This is a genomic window from Comamonas sp. B21-038 (assembly GCF_022387135.1).
GTDB classification, from domain to species: domain Bacteria; phylum Pseudomonadota; class Gammaproteobacteria; order Burkholderiales; family Burkholderiaceae_C; genus Comamonas; species Comamonas sediminis.
Map to the genome: position 1 here is coordinate 524,990 of NZ_CP092462.1, position 19,869 is coordinate 544,858.

At 54.7% G+C, this 19,869-nt stretch carries 16 protein-coding genes, 3 tRNA genes and 2 pseudogenes; 6 read left to right on the top strand and 15 right to left on the bottom strand.

Annotated features, from left to right (window positions below):
- Positions 1–117: 117 nt before the first annotated feature.
- The 6 genes and pseudogenes from MJ205_RS02360 to MJ205_RS02385 all read right to left on the bottom strand — a co-directional run.
- A complete protein-coding gene (locus MJ205_RS02360) occupies positions 118–453 on the bottom strand; it encodes a hypothetical protein (RefSeq protein ID WP_239811013.1) in 336 nt (111 codons plus the stop codon).
- Positions 454–746: 293 nt separating this feature from the next.
- Entirely contained in the window at positions 747–1,001 is a 255-nt protein-coding gene (locus MJ205_RS02365; protein WP_239811014.1) for a hypothetical protein, read from the bottom strand.
- Positions 1,002–1,874: 873 nt separating this feature from the next.
- Positions 1,875–2,636 carry a hypothetical protein gene (locus tag MJ205_RS02370; protein ID WP_239811015.1) on the bottom strand — a complete coding sequence of 254 codons (762 nt, stop codon included), beginning with the start codon at positions 2,634–2,636 and terminating at the stop codon, positions 1,875–1,877.
- Positions 2,637–2,894: 258 nt separating this feature from the next.
- Positions 2,895–3,602, bottom strand: coding sequence for a VIT1/CCC1 transporter family protein (locus MJ205_RS02375; RefSeq protein ID WP_239811016.1), 708 nt, complete (start codon positions 3,600–3,602; stop codon positions 2,895–2,897).
- Positions 3,603–3,638: 36 nt separating this feature from the next.
- Complete coding sequence (locus tag MJ205_RS02380) at positions 3,639–4,268, bottom strand: cytochrome b (protein ID WP_446715050.1); 630 nt, start codon at positions 4,266–4,268, stop codon at positions 3,639–3,641.
- A 666-nt stretch (positions 4,269–4,934) separates the two neighbouring features.
- Positions 4,935–5,043: pseudogene (locus MJ205_RS02385) on the bottom strand (IS5/IS1182 family transposase); the annotation flags it as partial.
- Positions 5,044–5,189: 146 nt separating this feature from the next.
- Between MJ205_RS02385 and MJ205_RS02390 the strand changes: the two are divergent.
- Both MJ205_RS02390 and MJ205_RS02395 read left to right on the top strand, forming a co-directional pair.
- On the top strand, positions 5,190–7,079 hold the full coding sequence (locus MJ205_RS02390; protein WP_239811017.1) for an IPTL-CTERM sorting domain-containing protein: 1,890 nt from the start codon (positions 5,190–5,192) through the stop codon (positions 7,077–7,079).
- Between the two features lie 227 nt (positions 7,080–7,306).
- Positions 7,307–7,391: transfer RNA gene (locus MJ205_RS02395), tRNA-Ser, on the top strand.
- Between the two features lie 682 nt (positions 7,392–8,073).
- Here MJ205_RS02395 and MJ205_RS02400 read toward each other — a convergent pair.
- From MJ205_RS02400 to MJ205_RS02420, 5 genes are all read right to left on the bottom strand, one after another.
- Positions 8,074–8,589 carry an SHOCT domain-containing protein gene (locus MJ205_RS02400; protein WP_239811018.1) on the bottom strand — a complete coding sequence of 172 codons (516 nt, stop codon included), beginning with the start codon at positions 8,587–8,589 and terminating at the stop codon, positions 8,074–8,076.
- 55 nt (positions 8,590–8,644) lie between these two features.
- Entirely contained in the window at positions 8,645–8,854 is a 210-nt protein-coding gene (locus MJ205_RS02405) for a hypothetical protein (protein ID WP_239811019.1), read from the bottom strand.
- An 87-nt stretch (positions 8,855–8,941) separates the two neighbouring features.
- On the bottom strand, positions 8,942–9,871 hold the full coding sequence (locus tag MJ205_RS02410) for a hypothetical protein (protein ID WP_239811020.1): 930 nt from the start codon (positions 9,869–9,871) through the stop codon (positions 8,942–8,944).
- A 19-nt stretch (positions 9,872–9,890) separates the two neighbouring features.
- Positions 9,891–11,165 carry a tyrosine-type recombinase/integrase gene (locus tag MJ205_RS02415; RefSeq protein WP_239811021.1) on the bottom strand — a complete coding sequence of 425 codons (1,275 nt, stop codon included), beginning with the start codon at positions 11,163–11,165 and terminating at the stop codon, positions 9,891–9,893.
- 226 nt (positions 11,166–11,391) lie between these two features.
- Positions 11,392–11,889 (bottom strand): DUF1643 domain-containing protein, encoded by a 498-nt coding sequence (locus tag MJ205_RS02420; protein WP_239811022.1) that lies wholly within the window; start codon positions 11,887–11,889, stop codon positions 11,392–11,394.
- A gap of 146 nt (positions 11,890–12,035) precedes the next feature.
- Here MJ205_RS02420 and MJ205_RS02425 point away from each other — a divergent pair, with 146 nt between their 5' ends.
- Positions 12,036–12,281 carry a helix-turn-helix domain-containing protein gene (locus MJ205_RS02425; RefSeq protein WP_239811023.1) on the top strand — a complete coding sequence of 82 codons (246 nt, stop codon included), beginning with the start codon at positions 12,036–12,038 and terminating at the stop codon, positions 12,279–12,281.
- A gap of 1,260 nt (positions 12,282–13,541) precedes the next feature.
- On the opposite strand, the gene MJ205_RS02430 is transcribed toward MJ205_RS02425, so the two are convergent.
- The 4 genes and pseudogenes from MJ205_RS02430 to MJ205_RS02445 all read right to left on the bottom strand — a co-directional run.
- Entirely contained in the window at positions 13,542–13,964 is a 423-nt protein-coding gene (locus MJ205_RS02430; protein ID WP_239811024.1) for a helix-hairpin-helix domain-containing protein, read from the bottom strand.
- A 719-nt stretch (positions 13,965–14,683) separates the two neighbouring features.
- Entirely contained in the window at positions 14,684–16,255 is a 1,572-nt protein-coding gene (locus MJ205_RS02435) for an AAA family ATPase (RefSeq protein WP_239811025.1), read from the bottom strand.
- Positions 16,256–16,358: 103 nt separating this feature from the next.
- Positions 16,359–16,709, bottom strand: coding sequence for a hypothetical protein (locus MJ205_RS02440; protein WP_239811026.1), 351 nt, complete (start codon positions 16,707–16,709; stop codon positions 16,359–16,361).
- Positions 16,710–17,158: 449 nt separating this feature from the next.
- Positions 17,159–17,269, bottom strand: a pseudogene (locus MJ205_RS02445) (IS5/IS1182 family transposase); the annotation flags it as partial.
- A gap of 133 nt (positions 17,270–17,402) precedes the next feature.
- Between MJ205_RS02445 and MJ205_RS02450 the strand changes: the two are divergent.
- From MJ205_RS02450 to MJ205_RS02460, 3 genes are all read left to right on the top strand, one after another.
- The gene (locus MJ205_RS02450; protein WP_239811027.1) at positions 17,403–18,482 is read left to right on the top strand and encodes an IPTL-CTERM sorting domain-containing protein; all 1,080 of its coding nucleotides are present in this window, start codon (positions 17,403–17,405) and stop codon (positions 18,480–18,482) included.
- Positions 18,483–18,708: 226 nt separating this feature from the next.
- Positions 18,709–18,798: transfer RNA gene (locus MJ205_RS02455), tRNA-Ser, on the top strand.
- 15 nt (positions 18,799–18,813) lie between these two features.
- A tRNA-Arg gene (locus tag MJ205_RS02460) sits at positions 18,814–18,890 on the top strand.
- Positions 18,891–19,869: the final 979 nt, after the last annotated feature.

Genomic DNA, 19,869 nt, shown 5'->3' on the forward strand with positions numbered 1-19,869 from the left:
CTTTCCGAACGAATCCTGATAATTGCAGGACACCCGACCTAGTCTGGCCAGTCCATGGTCATAAACTGCTAGGTGCAGGTGTCCTATTTCACTGGTAATGATGGAGATGCTGCTCTATCAATTCAGGTCCGTGTCGTTTGGCTGCGTAACTACTGGCGGTGCGCTCGCCGCAGTGTGCTTAAGCGCGATTGCCTTCGGAATAATGTGCCTAGTCCGCCGTGCGCGATCCGCTAACATGTCCATGTTGTCAATGAGATGGTCAAGCTTCTTTTCTAAGCGTTGCAAGGCTTCTGCTTGCCTCGCGATATCGCCTGCTAGCAATTCCAGCGCAATTTGTTCTGGAGAATCCCAATCTTCAGTTTCATATTCCAATTCTTGAGCATCAGGGCTTGAATGGTCCTCGTCAAAGCTTGAGGTGAAAATTACGGTGTGGTCGTTGATAACTTTGATCATGTGATACTTTCTCAAGTGCGTGATAAACCCTCCGCTGCTCATGCGCGAATGTGATTGAGTAAGAGGAAGGAGCGCTACGTACAGCTACTGCACCGCTATGGCGGTGGCTTCGCATACGTAGGTATGGATGTAGTCTGAGAGACAACTAATAGGGAGAGGTAAGTCATAGTTCGCTTCATGGATTAGATGTGATCAATCGTCTTGGTCACGCGCTTGCTGAGCCCCAGTGGCTTGAACAACTGGGGCCAGCGTCCTATGTCATGCAATTACAAGGAGGGCGAAACTCCGGCTGATCAGGCTCGCTTGCCAGCCCGCCGTGTCGTAGTCGTTTTGCGAGCTGTACGGCGACTCTTGGTTTGGTTTGGCGATGCGACATTGCGAATTTGCGCTATCGCCTTGTCACGACGATCCATCTGCCAGACGATGTCGCTTAATGCATCCGTGCGGTGCATGAGTTTGCTCAGCATTGAGTCCATGCGCTCAATAGTCTGATGTTGAGAGGCCACACGATTCGCCAAGATGGCCAAGAAGATTTGGTCTGTTGTCATGATGTTTCCTTAGTTTCTGGAACACCGCTTAAAGAGATTGCGGCGTGCAGCGACACTCGGCTGCGAAGCAGCCCGGTAGGCACAGATTTACGATGCGAACTGCGCTGCCGCGCTCGGCGTAGTGCTGGAGAGCGGCTGCAAGATTGCTCGCATGTGACTACGGATCTCAGGGTCAGGATCGCTGACAGTACCGAAGAGCGAACCTACCGCTGCATGGCGGATGGCTGGCAGGTGGGCTTGCTCATGTGGAGCGCAATCCGCCAATACCTCATGTATCGTTTGGCTCAAGCGCGAAGGAGCCCGCTGCAAAGGAGGCAGGTAGATGGGCCGTTTTGCCGTGTCGCCATTAGGCAGATAGCGGCGGCGCTTCCAGATTGCACCGGCCTGCCAAGGGGGCATACAGACGTTCAATGGTTCCGCTGAGACCATAACCGCTTCCGTTGTGCCCACGTGCGTTGCTAGCTTGGCTACTCCAGGTGCGACACGACGCTGCAGAGGAGGCAGGCGTTCTGACGTCTTCAATGATTGGTGCTTTTTGCTCTTAGGCATAGAAATTCCATCAAGATTTGCGCGTAACAAACCCTCCGCTGCTCATGCGCGAATGTGATTGAGTCAGAGGAAGGAGCTCTACGTACAGCTACTGCACCGCTATGGCGGTGGCTTCGCGTACGTAGATACAGATGGAAGTTGGACGGCGGCGAGGTGGCGGGAGTAGTGAGTCATCGTGCGCTTTCTGGTTCAGATGCGACCGATCATCTCACCACACGCCTACATCGCAAATTTAGGACAAGTCCATAGCCACATTTCCGCGTTAGCTTGCCCTTTGCCAACGATGCGGTTGCGTGGCCACTTGTGCTTGTGACCTCAAATGGACTAAATTCTCTTGATGACTCCGTTCACCTTAGTCTTTGTTACCGGTTTTTCGGAGAAGTAGATCATCCAGATTTGATGAGTGATAGCTTTTAGCTCATTTTTGCTAAAATACTTGTACTTAATTGTGCCGCCTTTGATCGGTACACATTTATAAGCATTTGCGATCCGGATGTAAATCAACTCAATCATGTAGCCTTGCAGGTCTTTTCGGCTGACCTCTTGTTTATCATTCCGCAGTATTGACGCCTTGCGAGCTATGGTGTTGATCTGGTGCCTTAGGTCTATGCAATGATTTTTCCATGCCACATCGGCAGACTCATCTGCTGGACGTTGTAGCTCCGCGGACATCAGCTGGCCTAGCTTGATGTAAGGGTCATCTTTGTGGTCAGTGCTGGATCTGGTGAGCAATTTTGATAATTTCTCACACGCATTCTGAAGCGCTTCGTAATACTCTTTGTCATCGAGGGTGGGGCGCACGACAGACTTGCCAATGAGTGGATTTTTGAGACTCGCGTTAAAACGGATCATTCTTATCGCGTTGTGTAGATCCCACTGACCGCTGTCATTGGGAGCACCGTCATTAGATGCCGGAATTAATTCGCTGTAGTCTCTACTCGGTGCGTTTTCTAGGCCACGAATGATGGAAGAGAGCATGGCGAGCTCGTTTTCGGTTGGGGGGCCACTGTTCATGGTTAAGGTCATCCCTGCGTCTGCGAAGACCTTCGTTAGTGCTTGATATTCTTGCGCCTCTAGTTTGTCCATCTACATCTCCGAATTTGCCGCGGCGCGGCTAGGTCATTGCGTATTTTGATGGAGCTTGCGCGCTTCGTGGGTGATCTTTGTCACTGCATTGCGGGCGAATGCCAATATGACATGGGTAGCGCAATGGGTAGCGTCTGACCGATTGCGGCTCTCCCATGCCGGCTGCTGCTTCTTAGTGGCGAGGATGGCTACTTTGTGAACTTCAAATTGTCAGATTGCTCGCTGTGGGTGCCTAGCTGCAGTACGGTAGTCATTGCTCTATACACTGGTACTGAACATTGCTCCTACCCCGGTTGTCACGGCCATAGCAAGGGTGCCCCAGAACGATACCCGGATAGCGCTCTTGAGGACTGGTGTGTTTCCCACAGCGGCAGCCGCAGCTCCGAGCATTGCTAAGAAAATTATGGCTGTCGCGACAATCCAATAAAGCAGGCTGCTCTGAGGTGCGAGCAGCACCACTACTAAAGGCATGGCGGCGCCTGCGGCAAAACTTGCCGCTGATGCCAATGCCGCTTGCACTGGACGAGCATTCAAGGTCTCGGATATACCTAATTCATCTCGCGCATGAGCGCCCAATGCATCGTGAGCCATTAGTTGTGTAGCAACCTGATCCGCAAGCTGCTGATCAAGACCACGTTGAATGTAAATTGCTGTGAGCTCCTTGTGCTCTGCTTCTGGATTGTTTAATAGCTCTTCCGACTCTCGTGAAAGATCTGCTTTTTCTGTATCAGCCTGAGAATAAACAGATACGAACTCACCTGCAGCCATGGACATAGCACCTGCAACTAGAGCCGCAATCGCCGTGGTGATGATGCTGGCATGACTCGCACTGGCTGCAGTTACTCCGGCGATCAAACTGGCAGTGGAAATAATGCCATCATTTGCGCCTAATACGGCAGCACGGAGCCAGCCAATATGTTCAGTGCGATGAGCTTCAGGATGGGTGCGATAGTAAAGCTTGCTCATAGTCAAATATAAGGTTGTGTAATTCTATTTGCGAGCTTATGTGCGATTCGCTGGAAGCATGCGAGTGAGAGTGTTATCTCGCATTATATAATGATGAATCAAAGCTGCTGCTGCATGCAATGCAATAAGGAAATAACCTAGGTTGCCAATCGTCTCGTGTACATCTTTCAACTGGCGAGATAGTTGGATATTTGTATTAATTAAGCTAGGTATAGATAAGCCAAAGAGGACGATTGGCTTTCCTGACGCGCTCAAAGTGAGCCATCCCAGTAGTGGCATAGCAAACATAAATAAGTACAAAGCGTAATGCATCGCACTCGCAAGCCTGCTATGCCATTTAGATGGTGGAGGCACAATATCAGGCCCTGCCCCAGCTTGACTGCGAACAAGAATTCTTATAAAAACCACCGCTAATACGCTCAGGCCCAAAAGAAAGTGCAATGACTTCATGACATCTCGTGCAATATTCCCTTTGGGAAATAGTCCATGTAGTTCCATGCTTGCATACACTGCAACGATGAGAATTACGGTTAGCCAATGCACAAATATAACCCACTGGCTATATTTATGTTGCGAATTTTTAATACTCATGTCAAGCATCTCCGGTGACTCAATTGAAAAAGGAATGCTGGCAGATATGTCCAGACTATAGGGGATGTGCTGCATTCTATTTCAATAGCCCCTTAAACAGGTGAGAATTTGAATGCGAAACATTATCAATCGCTATAACCGCATGTTCTTATCCGCAGCGTGATCATTAAGGTGCAGCTGGATTATGTAGACCTTAACGCGTTGATGACATTCGGCACGATGTCATTTTAGAACGGTCTTTCTAGCTGAGGTTTTTTGCGCGCCTGGAAGCTGAACATGCGCAGGTTCACTGTTCGCCGTACGCGAACGCATTGATGGCTTTGCGGCACACAAGGGAATGGGGCTGACGTCTGCTGTTAGTTGCATTCGTCTCCCCACTTCATTGCCTGTTATCTAGCAAGATTCAGGCTCGTTGCCTATGTTAGATCGAGACTAGTTGCTGACGATGCATTGGCTTTCACCCATGCAATCCCCTCATCACGCGCACTGAGGTGGGCAGTGCACATGCTGAAAACGGGCTCTAATGGGCGAGGATGGCTGCTTGACTTGCGCTGGGCAGGGCTTCACCAGGCGGACGCTGGCTTGTGGAGGGTTTTAGTCAGGCGGGCAACTGGTGTGGCTCTGATTGACCGGGCTCTGTACCTCGATTTGGGTAACTCGAGGGCTGCCTGATGCTCGTTGCGAGCACGACTGAATCCACAAGATGTGCAGCAGTTTGATATATCGAGCCGAGACTACCGATAGTTCTCTATCGGGCTTGATGGTCAGGTTCCCTCGTGCCTTCAACGCTGCGTTGTACACCTTCCAGTTCTTTGTCAGGTATCTGCCCCCCCCATCTTGACTCTCTCATCTCTCCAGTCCAACTCGGTTCGGTCGTAAATTCTTCAACAACTTCATACTAGGGTTATCTCTATACCGTGTTTCAGGGATTGACAGATTCTGCTGTGCGCGCCACATTAAATGTGATTTTTTGTAAAATTTACGAGGCGTACGCAAATGAAATTTAAGACGCTCTGTGCGAGCACTCTAGCGACTGTGGCTTTGACTGCAGTTAGTACAAGCGCTTTCTCCCAAGCATTCACGCAGAATTTCGACGACATTAGTCTGCTTTCTGGGTTGGGCTGGGTTATGCAAAACAGTAGTGCACCGGTCGGCAGCCTTGGCTGGTTTCAGGGCATAGCCACCAACGCCACGCCCACTCCAGGGCCATTCAATTCCTATAATGGACCAGTTAACTCTTATATTGCAGCTAACTTTAGTAGCACGGGAAGCACTGGCACAATCAGCAATTGGTTGATTGCGCCGAATCGAACTTTGCGTAACGGTGATGTAGTGACGTTCTACACACGAAAGCCGACGATTGGTGGTGGGCAAACTGACTATCCCGATCGACTTGAGGTACGCCTCAGCACTAATGGGGCGAGTACAAGCGTTGGTGCAGGCGCGACTGCAGTCGGAGATTTTTCGACATTGCTACTGAGCATCAATCCGACACTGATTGCGAACGTATATCCTCAAGTCTGGACGCAATACTCGATCACCATTTCCGGACTTCCTGCACCCACATCAGGTCGCGCAGCATTTCGCTATTTCGTCACTGGTGCTGGGTCGGCGGGCTCGAATTCTGACTACATTGGCATTGATAACGTGGTCTACACGCCATACGTTTGCCCTACGTTCACCATGACCTCCGGTGGAGCGATCAGTGGTGGCATCGTGGGTCAAGCCTTTAGCTCAACACTTAGTCAAACGGGAGCTTTAGGTACTCCTAGCTTTGCGATAACTGCTGGCGCGCTTCCACCTGGATTGACCCAGTCATCTTCAGGACTTATTTCAGGTACTCCAACAAGTGTCGGAACTTACAGCTTTACGACCACGGTCAGTGACGCAAGTGGATGTAGTGGGTCGCAGTCCTATTCGATTTCGGTGGATCAGGGGGGTCAATCTATTAGCTTCCCATCGCAAAGCCCTGCTAGTCAGCTGTACACCCCCGGAGGCAGCTTCTCAATCAATCCGCAGGCAACTGCAAGCACGCTCCTGCCTGTGAGCTACGACAGTAGCACGCCAGCGGTCTGTACGGTGGCAGGCAGCAACGTCTCCATAAACAGCGCCGGCATCTGCACGCTAGTCGCACTACAAGCCGGCGATGCGAACTACACTGCTGCGCCGTCCCAATCGCAGAGCGTCACGATTGACAAGGCCTCGCAGACTATCTCCTTCAGCTCCTTCCCACCTCCCAATGCACAGGTGGGTGGCAGCTACAACGTCGCAGCTAATGGTGGTGCCTCCGGCAATGCCATCAGCTTCTCCGTCGATAGTGGCAGCCTGTCGGTATGCAGCATCAGCGGCACTTTGGTCTCGTTCAATGGCGCTGGCAACTGCAGTATCAACGCGAACCAGCTGGGCAATGCCAATTACAGCGATGCTATCCAGGTGCAACAGACAGTCTCCATCGGCCAAGGCGGATCGGGCGTCAGCATCAGCTCCAGCCAGAACCCCTCACAGCCCGGTCAGGCCGTGACATTCACGGTGTCGGTAGCCTTCGATCCCAACAAGAGCGCTGCGCTGCAAGCAAAGGCCGCACCGGTGCCTACGGGAACCGTTGAGATCATGGACGGTGCCACATCGTTGGGGAGTGCGGGACTCGTGAATGGCGTGGCCACCATCACTGCGGTACTGCCTGGCACTGCGGTGACCCATAGCCTCGTTGCCAATTACAGCGGCGATGCCAACTACCCGGCAGGCCAGAGCGAAGCCTTTATCCAATCCATTGCGGCAACTGCACCGACCCCTGTGCCATCGCTGAGTCAGTGGGCGCTCGCACTGTTGTCGCTGGTGTTGGGCGGGTTCGCTGCAATGGGTGTTCGCCGCTCCAGAATGAACTGATGCATATAGGGTAGGGACTGCACGTGCTGCCTTTGGCGGCCGTTAGTCCCTACCTTGCTGTCTACCCTTGCAGGGCAGTCCCCTTGCCCGCTGTTCCAGGTTGGTCCGTCGGTAGCAGGCGAGGTGCTCACCCCGATCAATCACCACCCCGCCATCCTTTTTTCAGAAATCTGCGATTCTTCCCGAGACCCTCAAATTGCCTGCTATAATTTCAGCTTCGGCGCTGCGGAGAGGTGGCAGAGTGGTCGAATGTACCTGACTCGAAATCAGGCGTACGTGCAAACGTACCGAGGGTTCGAATCCCTCCCTCCTAGTTAAGAATTTATGAAATACGGGCCCATGTGGCCCGTTTTGCATTTCTACCTTCCAGCTTACCCACTGTTCTGCTGGGTACATACCCCGCGTTAGCGGTATGTGCTGGTATGGCTTTCGCGATATTTGCTCTTAATATGGCAGGGGCTTTCGCGCTGTCCTGGGCTACCTTCTAGGCTATCTTGCTAGCTCTTAGCGAATATTGGCTACCGACTTCTTCCGCGTCCAGGTGCGCTTCGGGTGTGCCCGCTCACGTAGGTTCCGTTTGACTTGGTATACCCTCGGACATGAACGTCTGTTCCTGCGGAACTGCTCTTGTAAGCCCTACTGGCGTAGGACCCGCTCGTTGAGTACCCGCCATAGCCTACGGACTCTGATGGTTTAGATTGGCACGGCTCGGTAAGTTCGTTCGAATATCTTATCGGCTGTGCCTCTCCCTGGATGCAGGCCACCTGCTGTTTGACTGTTGCGCAAGGCTTGTCTTGATACTCGGTTCTTCCATCTACTTCGCATTTGTAGAGTGGATTGGCATTGGCTCCGGAGGATAGGATGAGAGCCATACCAGCGACACATCGCAGCAGTCTATTGAGGTTGTTGACCATGACGTTGCTCTTCAGATTTGGGGTCAAGGGGCCTAGCTGCTGGCGTCTTGCGATTCGATCAAGGCAGTACGGATGACTGACTAGCGTGCAAGGATCTTCTGCTTTTCCACAGTAAATTCTTCATCGGTCAGTACGCCCTTTTCTTTTAGGGCGAACAGCGTCTCAAGTTCTTCGTATTTGTCGATGCTGATAGTGGGGGTCTTCACCTCCACCGCCTCTACTTCGATCACCTTGTCTGTCGCTGCGGGCGATGAGTTTTGGGGGCGAGGGCCTTGGGAAATATTTTTATATAGGCCGAGGCCAGCGCCAACGGCAGCCCCAAATGCAGGTCCAATGATCGGGAGCGGTAGCGCTATAGCAGCGCCAATTGCGGCTCCTGCTGCTGCATCTTTGGCAAGATCAGTTTTTATGGCACCCTTGCCCAGCTCATACACTTGCTTAGATGCATCCGACACACCATCTAGCAATGTTGCGCTACCGCGTTTGATACTCACGCTGTTGATGTTCAACCGCTTCGCGCTTTTGGACACTGTCTGGCTGCCGACTTCCACTATTTGACCGGCGGAGTTTTTTGCTTTGTTGATCAAGTCTTTCAAGATGTACTCGCTTGGTGAATAGGCTGCGGTTGGCGGCGGGTTTGATTACAGTATGTTACTTCATAGCGAGGCAGGCCTTGCGCGCATCCTGTCCTTTGATCGCGTAGCAGTTACTGCGCGTCCCCTTGACCTCTGCCATGCACTGGTTACGCTTGTCGCCTTCCTTGATTCGATGGCAGTACCCATAGTCCCGCTTGACCACCGCCAGGCAGTGCGCCCGTTTGTCTCCATCTTTGATCGCGTAGCAATCTGAGGATGCAGCCATGACCTCCCCCATGGCCAATAGCGCGGCAGCACACGGGAGGGCTAGGAGGATATTTCTCGCTATTGAGTTCATGGCCACGGGTCCTTCCTAGTTGCAGACGCTGTGGAACATCGCCTGTTCTTCGCCCGCTGTGCATATGGTCAACTGTTCGCTATCGCGTTGCCATCCAAATCTACACATCGCAAGTCCCGATCCACTGCATGTCAGCATTTCAGGGCGACCTTCGCAACGGCTGTCACCATCCATGCATGTGTCTGCATCTTTTGACAGCACCGGTTGCCATCCATCGCGCATTAGTACCGTACGTACTGCGGCATAGGTTTCGTTACGACTGAACGGTGGGATGGGGCGCCCTTTCTTGTTCGCTACGGCTGGTTCCCGGGCTGCTGGAGCGACAGTCGTAAGGGCGCCTGCATCTGCTCCGGACTTGCGAGATACCAGTAGTGGTGCACGGCTTTCTACGGGCACGACGGTAGCGGTTGCCTCCTGCCACTCTCCAGCATATGTCCAGTATTTCTGCCCCTTATATGTGACCTGCATACGTTCGGGTTCGCTACCGAGTCCTTCGTCCTTTCGTGGGGGCCAGTCAAGCCCACGTGCCGTTACCGGGTCGGAATGAGATACCTGGACGCAATTGCCCCGTGCAAGTTGACGCAGGGTCTCTTGCTGGTATGCCCACATGCTGCGTTGCATGTAGCCGTCGTTGGTCATTATCCGGGTCAAGATTTCCGGCTGACTACGGTATTTCTTTACGAGGGCTTCGTTGGTAGGATCCTGTACATTAATGATGGTATCAATGGATTTCTGTTGAAGGCACAGCAGTGCCGGTTCCTTGAGATCGGTGCGCAATTCAAGCTGGACATCGGGTTGCAGCGCTGCTACTGGAACTGCGATGGCCAGCGCTATCAGGCACCATGAACCTGCCACCTTCAATTTCCCGATCGAGCCCGATTGCCACGTGCGAGCATGCCATGCTCTGATGGTGTTGGACTTAGCGACTGAATTCTGATTTTGCATATTCGGTTCCTCCGTTTGCTTATTGGGTGTTGGGTACGCGTTGTGGATGCTTTATTGCCGCAGGTTGCCCGCGGGTATGACCGTCGGTCATGGCGTAGCTGCCCCAGTCCTGCATGAGTGCGTGGCGCTTTTCCAGCATGTCTCCGCGTCGATACGCGGCTTCCACCTTGCTCGCGACGGTGTGTGCGAGGGCCATCTCCGCGACCTCATTGGCGTACTGTGTTTTCTCTGCGCACCAGTCGCGGAACGTAGAGCGAAATCCATGCGGCACGGCGTCCACATTCAGGCGACGCAATACGGCAGTTAGCGTCATGTTTGAGAGCGGTGCACCCGTTTCGGGATCGGCACTTGCCCGGTAGCCCGGGAACACATAGAGGCACGATGCAGGTACGACCTCACGTTGGTTCTTGAGGATCTCAATTGCTGCATCCGACAGGGGTACGCGGTGCTCCTTATGGGCTTTCATCCGCTCGGCTGGAATCGTCCATACGCGGTTGGCTATATCGATCTCATCCCACCTTGCTCCCCGCACTTCGCCCGAGCGGGTTGCCGTCAGGATCAGGAACTGCAGCGCCAGCGCCCCATTGCCTTCTTGGCTTCGCAACTGCACCATGAACGCAGGTAGATCGGCATAGGGCATGGCACGGTGATGCACGGTCTTGGTGACCTTTGCTGGTGCCGGTAGTAGCTTGTCCAGAAGTCCCTTCCAGCGCGCCGGGTTGGCATCCTTGCGATAGCCCCGGGCCACCGCCCAGTCCAGTACCGATTCGATCCGGCCCCGCACGCGATTGGCTGTTTCCGTCTTGGTGGTCCACATGGGCTCGATCACCCGCAGCACCATCTCTACGTCGACTGCTGCCACTGGTACCCTGCCCAGTACAGGATTGGCGTAGGTAGCGAGGGATGAGCGCCACTGCGCCACATGCTTGACGTTCTTCCAGCCTTTCTCGTGGGCGTCGATGTACTTGGTAGCGGCGTCTGCGAACGTTATGGCTCGCTGCATCTCCTGGGCCAGTTGGGTACGCAGGCGCTGTGCGTCGGCTACTGGATCGATACCGCGTGCCAGTTTGAGGCGAGCTTCGCGTGCCAGGTCCCTAGCTTGGGTGAGGGTGACCGAGGGATAGGACCCCAGACCCAGGTCCCGGCGGCGGCCACCCACTTGGTAGCGCAGCAGCCAGCTACGCGATCCGTACATGGTGACGTTCAGCACCAGGCCGCGCACGCCTCCGACGTGTGTTGACCCCCTTCGCCAGATGTTGGCCACCTGCTGGGCTCCTAGTTCCTTAGCGGCCATACGTACCACCTCCGGATAGGGTATTTGCAATCTCAATGGGCATGTCCTTCTTGTCCTTCTCGCGTGTTGTGATGGGTAGATGGACAAAATTTTCAGCAGCGTTTGCAGAGGTCGGAAGGGGGTAGCCGCGGGCGTGCCGCGCCCTATGCGGACGATGGCGCTGCAGGAGTTTTCTTGCGAGGATTCGGTACGAGGCCGACCGGGGATGCAGGGCGTGCGCCGCGGACTAGTCCAGCGTGTAGGGTTGGAACTTCCAGTCGTAGTTGAGGCGGCTGGGGTGTCTTGGATGGCCGCTGGCGGTGGGCTCGCCGAACATGCTCCACTGCGGCGAGTACTTTGCGACCCGCGCATGCAGCTCGTCTCGGGCCCTCAGGAAATACGAGCGCTGCACCACAGTCTCACCCCACGCAGCCCATAGCGTTGGGGTCTCGTACTGCGCGATCAATTTCTCCATCTCATCGAGATTGCGCGCATAAGCTTGGGCATCAGCTCGGGTGGGCAGGGCGCTCCAGACCGTGGCTCGCACGGGGTAGAGGTTGAGCATCACGAATCCATCGTATCCGTTGAGCGCGGCGACCTTCTGCACCCTGGCTACGGTGGGGTCAGATTTTTCCTGTGTTGCCGTGCTGGGGTTGAGGCCGATGGTGATCAATGGACGTTTGCCTGATGTGCCCAGGGTGTAGCGCCATTGGTCGTTTTGGTCTGCGTGGTAGAGGTTGTACATAGTGTTCTCCCGACGAAGGTTGTCTTGGACTATCTTTGTCACTCATAGTGGTCCATTCATTTTATGTCACTCATAGTGAGTGTTCCTATAGAGCGTGGCCTTATATCGTGGGTACCCATAGCATTCACGCAATTAAGGAGTGATGGATGCTTGTGGACCCTAGGAGGCTTTTCGGTGTGAGGCTGATTGAGCTGAGGAAAGCCAAAGGATGGTCTCAAGAGCGACTTGCCCTAGAGAGTGGTTTGGCACGCAGTTACCTCGGTGGCGTTGAGCGTGGCCATCGGAATATCGCAATCGTCAACATCATGAAATTGGCGGAGACATTGGAAGTTCCGCCCTCTGCGTTGCTTGAGTTTTCTGCAGAATTGCAGGCTTCTGTGGCTGATTCATAATTTCGGTGCGTGACGCACTCCTAGGTGCTGCTATGCGGCCCCCGCCCGGCTACCCCGAAATTCGGGAGGGTCTGTTTCCGTTTCGGCTTGGTGCCAGGCCTCGCTAGCTGGCTTCCAGCCATCCCATGGTCTGCGCCCGATACCCCTGCGCCCCGCCCGCCACGATGCCCCCGTAGGGGACTGTCGGGCGGGGCGCGGGTATTGGGCATGGGATTGGAGTTGCTTCTCCGGGATATGGGATTGGCTCGCCGATGCTGGGCGCCTGCTTCATAGCTTCGGCATGCGACGTGGTACCGAGGTGAGCTTCGTGGTCGCTTGGACTATGGGGGTAGCGGCTAGTTTTTCCGTGCAGCGCTTTGGTACCACTCCGTGCCACTTTGGCACTATCGCGGGTCGATGGCTCCTATGCTGGGGCCCTTGATCTGAGCTTGGGTTCCTGCTGCTACCCGTTCGCATCCCTGCATGGTAGCTACCTATCCGGTAGACTCCGCCCCTGCCCGAGCCCCCCCCGCCCACCCCTTTTAGGGGTGGAGGGCGGGGGGGAGTTCGGGTTGTGGGATCGAGGTCTGCGTTTCCGGGGTGTAGGGTTGGCTTGCCTATGCTGCGCTGCTCGTGGTTGGGCTTCGGCATTCGAGGTGGTATCTACGCGAGTTTCGTAGGTGCCTGGACTATGGGGGTAGCGGCCAGGTTTTCCCTGCATCTCTTCGGTACCTCCCCGTGCCACTTCGGGGCTATCGCGGTTTGATGATTCTCATACTAGGGCCCTCGATCTGAGTTCGGGCCCTGCTGCGGCCATTGTTCGGCCCTGGTGTGCTGAAGATATTTGCGGGATTTGCACTGCAAGCTACTAGTGCGCGGCCGGTGTGCGTGCTCCGGGATGTGGAGACATATCTTCTTGAGCTCGGCGTGTTCGGCCACTATGGGGGTCATGGCTGGCTGTCATTGGGCACGCCCTGGTGCCAGGAGGTATACGGATGGGCATATCAGTAGTCGGGTGTGGTGGGCATTAGTGTGTACGTACTGAGCCTGCTACTTGCCGATTTGGCAATCTCTATATAGTGCTCTGAGCTCCATTGCTCCGGGTAGGTTCATGGTGCCCATGCTGGAATGCTATGCATCTGCATGCGAGGGCGCAATTATCCTGAGCCGGATTTCCCCATCGTTCATCTTGATTGAAGGGGCTCGTGCGATATGGCCGCTTTGGGTCGTCTGCTGACTTTCAGGACTGATGTTCTGTGCGCTAGCTGAGGTGCGTTCTGCCTAGTCCTCTCTACGCTCATGAAGGGTATCCTCGATCTCCCGGAGCTTATGTATGCCCAGGCCCCTAATTTTTAGCAGTTCCTTGCTCTCCGTCACAAGCAGTTGCTCAATGGTAGTGATTCCACCATGACACAAGACTTGAACAGTTGCCGGAGCCAAAATGCCGTTAAGCGATGAGCCTTTGATGTGGCGTATGGGCGAGTAGATCCGCGCTGGAGTGAAAGACTTGCCCGGGAATAGTGCGGCCTCAATCTGCTTGAACCGGAACATCCCCATCCCCCGCATCTTCAGCAGTTGGTTTGGATAGGCACTACGAACGCCCTCAATGGTATGAATGCCATTCCGTTCGAGAATCGTCTTCACTCGCAGCGGCAGTAGGTCGCCTATAGGTGTTTCGGATATTGACTTCTGAGTATTGGGCATGTCTGGCATCATGGATGGCAGTTCCCATCATATGCAAGCTTCAATTTTAATCGTCGTGCAGGGCGATGATGCATATGACACTGGTGGTATGGGCTAGGACTGCTGGTGCGCGTTCTCTTAGGACCGTGACAAAGAAAAGCCACCCGTGAGGGTGGCAAAGGCTGTCGATAAGAAGGCCGACCCTGGTGGGGCAGGGATGCCGTGCAATTTCAATGAGGGAGGGTGTGGGAGGGCACGGCGTCGGCAAAACCAATGTGAGGATATTAGCGCAAGAATGCTGTGATGCAACGCGGGGTATCTTTATAGCGACGTTTCCGAGCAGCACCTGTTTGGCTGTCTGACCCCTGACCGTCACTACCGTCCCGGCATACGAGGCGGTACCGAGACGAGTTTCGTTGGAGTTTGGACTATGGGGGTAGCGACTGGATCTTTCGTGCTGCGCTTTGGTACCTCTCCGTACCACTTCGGGTATATCGCGGCCTGACGGATCGCCATTTCGGTTTCGATCTTGCAGGCCGGGTCGGTCCTTAGAATGCCTAGCCTCCAGATCTGATCCGCGAGAGATGCATTTGCCTAGGCTGACACTTGACTCCCCCGGCTCCCCGTCCCCCTCTCCCCCTTTAGGGGAGGGGGACTGGGGAGTGGGGGGCAATTCAGCGAGGCTGCCTCTCATAGGTTCTTGGATGGAGTCCATTCCACCGCCTACGAGTGAGTTGCCGTTACAGCGACATGCGTACCTTGCCTCCTTCCCGGAGTAGCAGTCCAGTTGAGATGAGGGATTGAATTGCCTCGCGGACGTTCTTTGCGCGATGGTTACTGCCATAGCCCTCTGCCCCGCTATCGTGCATCTCCTTGAACGCTTGTGAAACAACCTTGCTAATAGTCTCCTCGGTCGCCTCGCCCGGATTCGGCTGCTCATTGCCATTCGGATCGAGTTGGCGGAGATGCTGACGAATTGCCTGCAGTGCTACATCCGTTCGCTCCTGGGTCTTGGGCTTGGGGCCTGCGAATACCAGGTCCTTGCTCGCTTGCATGTCTTCTGAATCTTGCACATGCCGGATGACGATGGATTGGAGGGGCTCCGTCTCATACGCAGGTTGAAACTCGATGGGCTCGATCCGAAACCAGCCATTAGTATGGTTGCCGTCGCGGCCCTTATCGAGGCGCCAGTAGCGCTCGTCGCCATTGCGGCCAACCTCGATAGACACATCAGGGTTCGCATGCAGGGCATATGCTCCTCGCGCACCACGACGAGGATCGTTTCCCGAATGATGAACGAGCAATACTGCGGCACCAGTCATCCTGGTCAGGCGCTGGACGTTAGCAATCATGCCTGCCATCGCGGAGTTGCTGTTTTCCTCCGCAGTCCCGGCCAGTGAGGCTGACAGGGTATCAATCACAATGAACTTGGCTTGGTGCTTCAAGGCAGTCACTGCCAATGCGTCGACGCCTTCCGCGCTAGCAACATTGCAGGCATCAAAGACGTAGCGAATACCCTTCTGATAGACGCCACCCCGGTCATGCTCAAGAGCTTGGACGCGTGCGCGCAGCCCCAGTTGGCCCTCCAATGCAACATAGATCACGTTGGTCTGGGTGACCGGGTGGCCAGCCCAGTCAGAGCCGCTGGCTACCGCCGCTACCATGTCGAGCAGCAATGCAGTCTTTCCCGCTTGAGACTCTCCCCACAAGATAATGACCTCCCCGCCGTGGAAGACATCACGCACTAGCCATTCGAGACGCGGCATGTGCTCAAAGTCTTCAGAGGTATGTGTTGGCAGCGTTCGCGACACATCGACTGGGGGTGGTAGCGTGGGGTCGGGCAGGCGCCGCTCTTGCTTGGCAGCGAGACCTACGTCATCCGGGCTGTCAATGGATGACGCGAGGACTTCAGGCTCCATACGGATGGTGTCTGCGACAACATCTGCCAACCAGCCATGTGTCGGCTCCATATAGGCCATATGGATCACTGGAAATGGGGCAACCTCTTGCTCGTTTCCAAGGCGCTGCCAATGAACATGCGAGGTTTGGACCTGCGCTGCTCCGGAGATGGCTAATACGTCGCAGTTAGCCGTGATCCTGGTTTCGCCCGGCTCGGCCTCAGTTTGGTCGATCATTTCTGCCGCCATTGAGGGCGCGACCGTGTCGACTGGGTGGGTCGGGGACTTGTGGGCGGGCGCACGCTCATTTGCCTCTTCTTCTTGGCGCATAGCGAGGATCTTCAAGGCAGCAGTCTGGAGGCGATCCATTTCCAGAGATTTTGGGATGTTGGAGTGGATATTCGAGGTAGTCATTTGAGGCGTCTCTGAATTGGTTCGGTAGGTGCGTGGCAGGGTACGAGGCATAGGCCCTGTCGCACGCACAGGAGACGGGGCGAAACCCGTCCTTTGATTGGGCTTACAGCTTGCGCGGGCGCTTGATGGCAGAGGCCTTCTTGGCAAGAGAGCGATTGCGCTTGTGAGGCTGGCTCTTGGCCTTATTGATTGCGTCGAGGATCAAGAAGCGGGACTTCCAGGTGCGATCAGCAACCATGTCAACGCGGTCGTCAACGGTGGCGATTGCGTCCAGGACTTCGCGCAACATGGCACCCATTTGCGCAATGGACTGCTGCTGCGTGGCGACGTGGCCCACCAGGAGTGCAAGGGCGATCTGGTCGGGATTGAGCTTACACCCAGATACAAATTCGTGCTGTCCGGAGACTTGAGAGAAATCGGCTGCAGCAGCGAGGTTGGTTGGATTGCGTTTCATAGGTAGTAACTCCGTTAGGTAAACAGTCGTTTTGTGCGATCCCGAAACAATTCCGAGGCCACACTATCTAGACGGCGTTTGTGGAGCGCGCTACCTCTAGGGCATCTGGCTAGATTGAAACTATATGTAATCAACTGCTGACGCAATTTGGCCTATTCCGATGGCTGCGGATAGGGCGATGGGTAGGGTGTGTTCGTGAGCCTGGATGCATGCAGGAGCACGGCTGCTGAGCGGTGATGATGGTTGCTTGATTACCTCGAGACTGTGGTACCGCAGGTGGGGCGGCACGTTGGCTGTCGCCAGGCGAGCATCGGGTTCGGAACGGATTGACCTATTTTTGCGCCTCTACGGCCCTGATGCTTGGGTTCCGCTCGGTGATTGCTCGGTGCCCAGACTGCAATCATTAACTTGAGCCATTGGTTGAGGATTCAACCCGGAAGTGCTACTGATAGATGCCTATCTAGGCAAATGGTCAGGTAAGGTTGCGTCTTCAACGCTGCGTTGTATGTCTTCCAATTCGTTGTGCGGTGCTTAACCTGACCCACGCGAGTCTCACTCATCCCCCCGAACCTACCTCAACCCCGAGCGGCATTTGTGCAACAACGCCATGCTACACATACAGCATAATTTTGCAACTATGTGTATATTTATGTTATATTTGTAGAACCTATTTCATTATCCAGGAGATGCATTTTGAGTAAAAAGCTACTAATCACGGGGTTGGTGTCTGCAATGGCTTGCTTTGGTGCGCAGGCGGCTCCTGTGTACAATCTTGACGTTGTGCCTGAAAGTACATTCAATTGGGCTTCGGGACCTGATGGGGTCTATAACACCGGTGATGATCTCTATGACAAATGGGGGCAGATAGATCTTAAAAATAATGGTACTGCCTCGGTGACTGGTGATTTCGCTAAAGACGGAAATGGATCTCTGCGATTGGCTGCAAACGGTGGAACGAGTGCCAAAGCGGGTGTTGCCTACTATCCGCCCAGCAGCGAGGGCTTTGGCCCTTTGAACAGTATTACAGAGGCTTCTTTTGAGTGGCTGCGCGACTCCAGCAGTGCTTCCACCGATGCACCACCCGTCATGCGTTTGTTTCTGTTCAATGCGTCCAACACCCACGTGGGCACACTAATTTGGCTCGGTGGTGACAATGGGGCCTCGGCGTCTACCAACAGTTGGCAAGTTGCTAACGTCATTAGCGGTACAGTCTTTCAGATCCGCAGTGCAGGTCCTTTACCTAACACCAAGATGACATTTGCCCAAGCGCAAGCAAGCAGTGAACTTGGCGGGCTAACCGTACGTGCGGTCGAGGTGGGCTTTGGGTCTGGTGGTTGGGGCACCACTTTCCTGGGCGCTGCGGACAATATTAAGTTGTCGGGCAGCAAGGCATCGGTTGATGCTAACTTTGAAGTGTTACCGACTACATTTCAAGTCAACGTAAATACTGGCCCTAATGGCACTTCCGATCCAGCTGGAGGTGCATTGCAAACGGTGAATGCAGACGGCGTTCTGTCGATCAACTACACGCCTGCCGCAGGATTCTTGATCGACACCGTCACTGGCTGTGGTGGGACGCTGTCGGGCAATGTTTATACGACTGCGGCTGTTCGCGAGGATTGCACGGTAACAGCTAGCTTCAAAGCAGTTGCCGTTCCTCCAACCGAAGCTGCCAAGCCGGTGCCAACTATGAGCCAATGGGCGCTCGCACTGTTGTCGCTGGTGTTGGGTGGGTGCGCTGTAATTAGTGTTCGCCGCTCCAGAATGAACTGATGCATTTAGGGTAGGGACTTCACGTGCTGCCTTTGCGGCCGTCAGTCCCTACCTTGCCGTCTACCCCTGCAGGGCAGTCCCCTTGCCCGCTGTTCCAGGTTGGTCCGTCGGTAGCAGGCGAGGTGCTCACCCCGATCAATCACCACCCCGCCATCCTTTTTTCAGAAATCTGCGATTCTTCCCGAGACCCTCAAATTGCCTGCTATAATTTCAGCTTCGGCGCTGCGGAGAGGTGGCAGAGTGGTCGAATGTACCTGACTCGAAATCAGGCGTACGTGCAAACGTACCGAGGGTTCGAATCCCTCCCTCTCCGCCATAGCATCGAAAATTAGCGGCTGTAGCTCAGCTGGATAGAGTACTTGGCTACGAACCAAGGGGTCGTGGGTTCGATTCCTGCCAGCCGCACCAAACGTCAAGCCTCAGAGTAGAAATGCTCTGAGGCTTTTTCGTTTTTGCTGTATTCCACCACAGGCTGCCACTGCTGAATGGTGATCTGCGCGCGCACGGCTCTTGCCTGCACCGCAACAGAATGGACCCAACAGTGGGTCTCTGAAAGAGTGGGCGCGCATCGGCTACCGTTGGCATCCCATCCTATTTACCAGCCCGCAACGGCGGACGAGGCCATGACCGAACGGTGCCATGCTGCCTCCGCCAGGGGCCAGGGGCCAGGGGAGGGTAGGGCGGGGTGCGGGCAGATGCAGTTCATGGCCTCTCCCTTTTGGGACCGCATCGCTGCGAGCGAGCGCTTGACCAAGAACATGCACCTGCGTCTGCCAATATTCCATTGGATGCCTCATGCAAGGAGCGTGGGTGTCATTCGGTTTCTCATTAATCCATCCATTGGCGCTATTCAGTCAGCGTCTCCAGTCTGCAGATACCAGTGACCAAGACGGGTTTGCCAACTTAAAGTTGCTGCCTGGCAGGCCCATGGAAACCGGCTAGCCAGCCAAGGCTGGTTAATGGGGTGAAAGGCCCCGTCCCCCACACCCTGTCCCATTCGCCAACGCCATCGGGGACGGCTTGCCTTAGGACGTTTTCCGACTGCGTGACCGCTTTGGGCAAACGCAACAAAGTCGCCCATGACCGAGCCCCCACTACCCATGCTTTCCAACGCAGGCGTCTCGATATCGCTGGGCCCACGCCGAACTGCAGGCTGACGCCACGGGCCCGCCAGGCAAGATACGCCTTAAAAGCGCTTCTGACCGATGGATCGAGCCCGATGCATGGGGCTACATGGGCATGTTTTGCGGCCGTTCACCCCACCTCACTCTGCGCTAGGCGAAGCCAGGCCCCTGGATATTTTTCAATAGTTTTTTGATTAGAAGAAACTCATAAAACATTGAGAAATTATCAAATACGAAAAACTATTTAATACCGGAATAGCGCA

Excerpts from the sequence above, each read along its gene's own strand:
- MJ205_RS02360 (WP_239811013.1), bottom strand. The coding sequence starts at position 453 with ATGATCAAAGTTATCAACGACCACACCGTAATTTTCACCTCAAGCTTT.
- MJ205_RS02365 (WP_239811014.1), bottom strand. The coding sequence starts at position 1,001 with ATGACAACAGACCAAATCTTCTTGGCCATCTTGGCGAATCGTGTGGCC.
- MJ205_RS02370 (WP_239811015.1), bottom strand. The coding sequence starts at position 2,636 with ATGGACAAACTAGAGGCGCAAGAATATCAAGCACTAACGAAGGTCTTC.
- MJ205_RS02375 (WP_239811016.1), bottom strand. The coding sequence starts at position 3,602 with ATGAGCAAGCTTTACTATCGCACCCATCCTGAAGCTCATCGCACTGAA.
- MJ205_RS02380 (WP_446715050.1), bottom strand. The coding sequence starts at position 4,268 with ATGCAGCACATCCCCTATAGTCTGGACATATCTGCCAGCATTCCTTTT.
- MJ205_RS02390 (WP_239811017.1), top strand. The coding sequence starts at position 5,190 with ATGAAATTTAAGACGCTCTGTGCGAGCACTCTAGCGACTGTGGCTTTG.
- MJ205_RS02405 (WP_239811019.1), bottom strand. The coding sequence starts at position 8,854 with ATGGCTGCATCCTCAGATTGCTACGCGATCAAAGATGGAGACAAACGG.
- MJ205_RS02410 (WP_239811020.1), bottom strand. The coding sequence starts at position 9,871 with ATGCAAAATCAGAATTCAGTCGCTAAGTCCAACACCATCAGAGCATGG.
- MJ205_RS02415 (WP_239811021.1), bottom strand. The coding sequence starts at position 11,165 with ATGGCCGCTAAGGAACTAGGAGCCCAGCAGGTGGCCAACATCTGGCGA.
- MJ205_RS02420 (WP_239811022.1), bottom strand. The coding sequence starts at position 11,889 with ATGTACAACCTCTACCACGCAGACCAAAACGACCAATGGCGCTACACC.
- MJ205_RS02425 (WP_239811023.1), top strand. The coding sequence starts at position 12,036 with ATGCTTGTGGACCCTAGGAGGCTTTTCGGTGTGAGGCTGATTGAGCTG.
- MJ205_RS02430 (WP_239811024.1), bottom strand. The coding sequence starts at position 13,964 with ATGCCCAATACTCAGAAGTCAATATCCGAAACACCTATAGGCGACCTA.
- MJ205_RS02435 (WP_239811025.1), bottom strand. The coding sequence starts at position 16,255 with ATGACTACCTCGAATATCCACTCCAACATCCCAAAATCTCTGGAAATG.
- MJ205_RS02440 (WP_239811026.1), bottom strand. The coding sequence starts at position 16,709 with ATGAAACGCAATCCAACCAACCTCGCTGCTGCAGCCGATTTCTCTCAA.